At 27.5% G+C, this 255-nt stretch carries 1 protein-coding gene; it reads right to left on the reverse strand.

All coding sequences use genetic code 11. The features are described 5' to 3' along the window. A partial coding sequence (locus IDG64_RS15655; protein ID WP_206171370.1) for a restriction endonuclease subunit S occupies positions 1 to 255 on the reverse strand: 255 nt, incomplete at both ends.

Raw genomic sequence — 255 nt, forward strand, 5'->3', positions numbered from 1 at the left:
TGTCGGTCGAGTTTGCTGAAGAATTTACCTATTTTTTGCTGTTCTCTAAGCAGCGGATAAGAAGAACTAATACTATAAAAATCACTATGGTTTAAATCTGGTATCGTCGAAGATCCTGCTAAAGATAGTATTTTATTTTGTATCTTAGATGAATTTAAAACCTCTACTAAAAACAATCTATCATACAGATTTTTATCAAATTTAATTTTAAAAAAATTATTATGAAACGCTCCAAATACATTAGTTACTACTTTT

The sequence above is a fragment of the Staphylococcus sp. EG-SA-15 genome (assembly GCF_017151895.1).
GTDB lineage: Bacteria > Bacillota > Bacilli > Staphylococcales > Staphylococcaceae > Staphylococcus > Staphylococcus aureus.